The sequence below is a fragment of the Streptomyces racemochromogenes genome (assembly GCF_044129415.1).
Taxonomy (GTDB): domain Bacteria; phylum Actinomycetota; class Actinomycetes; order Streptomycetales; family Streptomycetaceae; genus Streptomyces; species Streptomyces racemochromogenes_A.
In genome coordinates this window covers 1-5415 of record NZ_JBBDHD010000236.1, presented here as the reverse complement: position 1 = coordinate 5415, position 5415 = coordinate 1, and the positions used below count along the sequence as shown (strand labels likewise).

The 5415-nt window shown below is 70.9% G+C and carries 2 protein-coding genes and 1 pseudogene; all 3 read left to right on the top strand.

The window, feature by feature from the left end:
- Positions 1–119: 119 nt before the first annotated feature.
- Positions 120–830 (top strand): annotated as a pseudogene (locus tag WDV06_RS36095) (tRNA dihydrouridine synthase); the annotation flags it as partial.
- A gap of 366 nt (positions 831–1196) precedes the next feature.
- Positions 1197–3905, top strand: a complete 2709-nt coding sequence (gene ppdK / locus WDV06_RS36090) for a pyruvate, phosphate dikinase (protein WP_395514036.1) — start codon at positions 1197–1199, stop codon at positions 3903–3905.
- Positions 3906–4270: 365 nt separating this feature from the next.
- Entirely contained in the window at positions 4271–5296 is a 1026-nt protein-coding gene (locus tag WDV06_RS36085; protein WP_395514035.1) for an ArsR/SmtB family transcription factor, read from the top strand.
- Positions 5297–5415 lie beyond the last annotated feature (119 nt).

Here is a 5415-nt window from a genome sequence, read left to right as displayed (position 1 = left end):
CCCGCCCCGCCCGCCCCCCCCGCCCCCCCGCCCCGCCCCCGCCCCCCCCCCCCCCCCCCCCCCCCCCCCCCGCCCCCCCCCCCGCCCCCCCCCCCCCGCCCCCCCCCCCCCCCCCCCCCCTCCCGGTGACCATGAAGATGCGCAAGGGCATCGACGACGACCACCTCACCTACCTCGACGCCGGCCGGATCGCCGTCGAGGAGGGGGTCACCGCCATCGCCCTGCACGGGCGCACCACCGCCCAGCACTACGGCGGCACCGCCGACTGGGAGGCCATCGCCCGCCTCAAGGAGCACGTCCCGGAGATCCCCGTGCTCGGCAACGGCGACATCTGGTGCGCCGAGGACGCCCTGCGCATGGTCCGCGAGACCGGCTGTGACGGCGTGGTCGTCGGGCGCGGCTGCCTGGGCCGCCCCTGGCTGTTCAACGACCTGGTGGCCGCTTTCGAGGGCCGTCCGGAGGACTTCCACAAGCCCACGCTGCGCGAGGTCAAGCACACGATGCTGCGCCACGCCCAGCTGCTGGGGGAGTGGATCGGGGACGAGGCGCGCGGGGTGATCGACTTCCGTAAGCACGTCGCCTGGTACCTCAAGGGGTTCTCCGTCGGTTCCGAGATGCGCGGGAAGCTGGCCGTCGTCTCCTCCCTGGCCGAACTGGACGCTCATCTGAGCGAGCTGGACCTGGACCAGGCGTGGCCCGAGAGCGCGGACGGCCCGCGCGGCCGGACGTCCGGAAACAACCGGGTTGTCCTGCCGGACGGCTGGCTGAAGGATCCGTACGACTGCGCCGGCGTGAGCGAGGACGCGGAGCTGGACACGTCCGGAGGCTGACACACCGCCTTGCGTGGCGCGTGATATACGCCACGCATGGGAGAGGTTTCGCTCAGATGAGCGCGAACGTCACGGGTAAGACTTCCAAAGGGTGGCACTGGGTGCCACCCTTTGTTCGTTCAAGACTTGAACGCAAATGTATCGATGATCGCTCATCCGAGCGCGATCAAGCGGATCTCGGCACCTCCCCCTTCGGGATGTGAACGCTGTTTGTCGGTTCTCATTACCGACCGGTTACTTTCGATACGGTGGCGCACGGGTGGTTACGGCCCCATGACCGCCAAGTGGACGTACCGATAAGCCTTCGATCTGGGTATGTTCCTGGCCGTCAGGGCAGCCACCCGAGTCGTCGAGGAGTCGAGACCCGTGTCGGAAAACAAAGAGCAGAAGTTCGTCTACGACTTCACCGAGGGCAACCGGGACCTCAAGGACCTCCTGGGCGGCAAGGGAGCCAACCTCGCCGAGATGACCAACCTCGGTCTCCCGGTCCCTCCCGGCTTCACCATCACCACCGAGGCCTGCAAGGTCTACCTGGAGAGCGGCACGGCCCCGGCCGCGCTGCGCGACGAGGTCAGCGCGCACCTCGCCGCCCTCGAAACGAAGATGGGCAAGAAGCTCGGCCAGTCGGACGACCCGCTCCTGGTCTCCGTGCGCTCCGGCGCCAAGTTCTCGATGCCGGGCATGATGGACACGGTCCTCAACATCGGCCTCTCCGACGAGTCCGTGGCCGGCCTCGCCGCCCAGGCGGACAACGAGCGCTTCGCGTGGGACTCCTACCGCCGCCTGATCCAGATGTTCGGCAAGACCGTCCTGGGCGTCGAGGGCGAGCTCTTCGAGGACGCCCTCGACGAGGCCAAGGCCGCCAAGAAGGTCACCGTCGACACCGACCTCGACGCCGCCGACCTCAAGAAGCTGGTCAAGGCCTTCAAGAAGATCGTCGCGAAGGAGGCCGGCCGCGAGTTCCCGCAGGACGCCCGCGAGCAGCTCGACCTCGCCGTCGAGGCCGTCTTCAACTCCTGGAACACCGACCGCGCCAAGCTCTACCGCCGCCAGGAGCGCATCCCCGGCGACCTGGGCACCGCCGTCAACGTCTGCTCCATGGTCTTCGGCAACCTCGGCCCCGACTCGGGCACCGGCGTCGCCTTCACCCGCGACCCCGCCAGCGGCCACGCCGGCGTCTACGGCGACTACCTGCAGAACGCGCAGGGCGAGGACGTCGTGGCGGGCATCCGCAACACCGTCCCGCTCGCGGACCTGGAGGTCATCGACAAGACCTCCTACGACCAGCTCATGGCGATCATGACCAAGCTGGAGAACCACTACAAGGACCTCTGCGACATCGAGTTCACCATCGAGCGCGGCCAGCTGTGGATGCTCCAGACCCGCGTCGGCAAGCGCACCGCCGGTGCCGCCTTCCGCATCGCCACCCAGCTCGTGGACCAGGGCCTGATCACCGAGGCCGAGGCCCTCCAGCGCGTCACCGGCGCCCAGCTGGCGCAGCTGATGTTCCCGCGCTTCGACGAGTCCGCCCAGACCACCCTCCTGGGCCGCGGCATCGCCGCCTCCCCGGGCGCGGCCGTCGGCAAGGCGGTCTTCGACTCCTACACGGCCGTCAAGTGGTCCCGTTCCGGCGAGAAGGTCATCCTGATCCGCCGCGAGACCAACCCCGACGACCTCGACGGCATGATCGCCTCCGAGGGCATCCTGACCTCGCGCGGCGGCAAGACCTCGCACGCCGCCGTCGTCGCCCGCGGCATGGGCAAGACCTGCGTCTGCGGCGCCGAGGACCTCGACGTCGACACCAAGCGCCGCCGCATGACGGTCGGCGGGCAGGTCATCGAAGAGGGCGACGTCGTCTCCATCGACGGCTCCACCGGCAAGGTCTACCTCGGCGAGGTACCCGTCGTACCGTCCCCGGTCGTCGAGTACTTCGAGGGCCGGATGCACGCCGGCGCCGACGACGCCGACGAGCTGGTCGGCGCCGTGCACCGGATCATGGCCTACGCCGACCGCGTCCGCCGCCTGCGGGTGCGCGCCAACGCCGACAACGCCGAGGACGCGCTGCGCGCCCGCCGCTTCGGCGCCCAGGGCATCGGCCTGTGCCGCACCGAGCACATGTTCCTCGGCGAGCGCCGCGAGATGGTCGAGCGCCTGATCCTCGCGGACACCGACTCGGAGCGCGACGAGGCACTCAGTGCCCTCCTGCCGCTCCAGAAGAAGGACTTCGTCGAGCTGTTCGAGGCGATGGACGGACTGCCCGTCACCGTCCGCCTCCTGGACCCGCCGCTGCACGAGTTCCTGCCCGACATCACCGAGCTGTCGGTGCGCGTCGCGCTCGCCGAGTCCCGCCAGGACGCCAACGAGAACGACCTGCGCCTGCTCCAGGCCGTGCACAAGCTGCACGAGCAGAACCCGATGCTGGGCCTGCGCGGCGTCCGCCTCGGCCTGGTCATCCCCGGCCTGTTCGCCATGCAGGTCCGGGCGATCGCCGAGGCCGCCGCCGAGCGCAAGAACGCCAAGGGCGACCCCCGCGCCGAGATCATGGTCCCGCTCGTGGGCACCGTCCAGGAGCTGGAGATCGTCCGCGAGGAGGCCGACGCGATCATCGCCGAGGTCGAGGCCGCCACCGGCACCAGCCTCAAGCTGACGGTCGGCACCATGATCGAGCTGCCGCGCGCCGCGCTGACCGCCGCCCAGATCGCCGAGGCCGCGCAGTTCTTCTCCTTCGGCACGAACGACCTGACCCAGACGGTGTGGGGCTTCTCCCGCGACGACGTCGAGGCCAGCTTCTTCACCGCCTACCTGGAGAAGGGCATCTTCGGGGTCTCGCCGTTCGAGACCATCGACAAGGAGGGCGTCGGCTCCCTCGTCCGCCACGCGGTCGAGCAGGGCCGGGCCACCCGCCCCGACCTCAAGCTCGGCGTCTGCGGCGAGCACGGCGGCGACCCGGAGTCGGTGCACTTCTTCCACGAGGTCGGCCTCGACTACGTCTCCTGCTCGCCGTTCCGGATCCCGGTGGCGCGCCTGGAGGCCGGCCGTGCCGCCGCCGAGGCCAAGGGCTCCGACAGCCGCTGAGCCAGGCTCCCCCCGACAGCGCCCGCCCCCGGTTCCCTGACTGCCGGGGGCGGGCGCTTCCAGCTATTCGGAAGACCTCCCGTGCCTCACCCGGCCGGGTTTCGCGAAATATTCAACGAAGTCATTACGGCGCCAGGCACGTCGGCGCTTCCCGGTGCGACCGACCGCCAGGCCCCGCAAAGCCCCCCACGGCCTTCACGGAGCGTTTCGGTCGCGCCGGAGTGTGCCTGGCGGAGTACAGGATTTCGCTTGTCACGCCCCTGCCGAAAGGGGTTTCAACTGTGGCCGAAAGGGCGTGGTGACCACGTGTGACGGCGTGCATACTCATGGGGCGGGGGGATTGCGGTTGCACAGGTGGGGGTTCGGTGCTGCGTATCCATTTCACTGGAGTGGACCTGGCACGCGTACGGATGGCAGGGCGTCCCGATGCGTTGTGGGAAACGATTCTTAGTTTTCATCGCTTAAGAGACCGGCGTGACGCCCGGCTGTTCGGCGAATGGCGTACGGAAGCCCGGAGCCGGTTGAATGGTGAAACAAGGCTCCTGAGCGCCCTCATACCGGCTCGCGGCTATTTCCCCGATTTCCTGACCCCCTCCGAGGGCCAGTACGGGTGGGACGTCGGCCTCGACGCCCTGCGCGGGCTCCCCGCGGACCGGCTGCGCCACGAGCTCTCCCTCGTGGGCGCGGGCGCCGCCGCGGGCTTCGGCGCGGCCTTCGGGACCCCGCCGCCGACCCGGCTGAGGGAGTTCATGGACGGCGGCACCAAGCACCTGCCCCGGCTGCTGGCCGAGCTGCGCGGCTACCACCGGGCGGCCGTGGAGCCGTACTGGACCCACATCCAGGCCCAGATCGAGGCCGAGCGGGCCGCACGCGGCCGCGCCCTCCTCGACGGCGGCGCGGACGAGCTGCTGGCCTCGCTGCCGCCCATGCTGCGCTGGCGGGCGCCGGTGCTGGAGTGCGAGTACCCGGTGGACCGGGACGTCCGGCTGCGGGGCCGCGGGCTGCTGCTCCAGCCGTCGTTCTTCTGCCGGCGCACCGCCGTGACCCTCCACGACCCGGAGCTGCCGCCCGTGCTGGTCTACCCGGCCGCCGCCCAGCTGGCCTCCGCCGGCGCCGGCGGGGAGGCCGCCCGGCCGGAGGAACAGCGCCAGCGCACCCTGGGCAAGCTGGTGGGCCACACCCGCTCGGTGGTGCTGCGGGCCATCGGCGACGGGGCCACCACCAGCGAACTGGCCCGCCGCGCCGGGGTCTCCCTGGCCTCGGCGAGCCAGCACGCCTGCGTGATGCGCGAGGCGGGCCTGGTGACCACCCTGCGGCACGGCAACGCCGTCCTGCACACGGTCACCCCGCTGGGCGCGGCCCTCCTCAGAGGCGGCGCCGTGCTCTCCTGAAGGATCGGTTCGCCAGGGCGGGGGGGGGGGGGGGGGCCCCCCGGGGGGGGGCCGGCGCGGGCGGGGGGGCCGGGGCCGCGACAAAACCACACAAAAAAAATCCCCCCGGCCGGATGTAT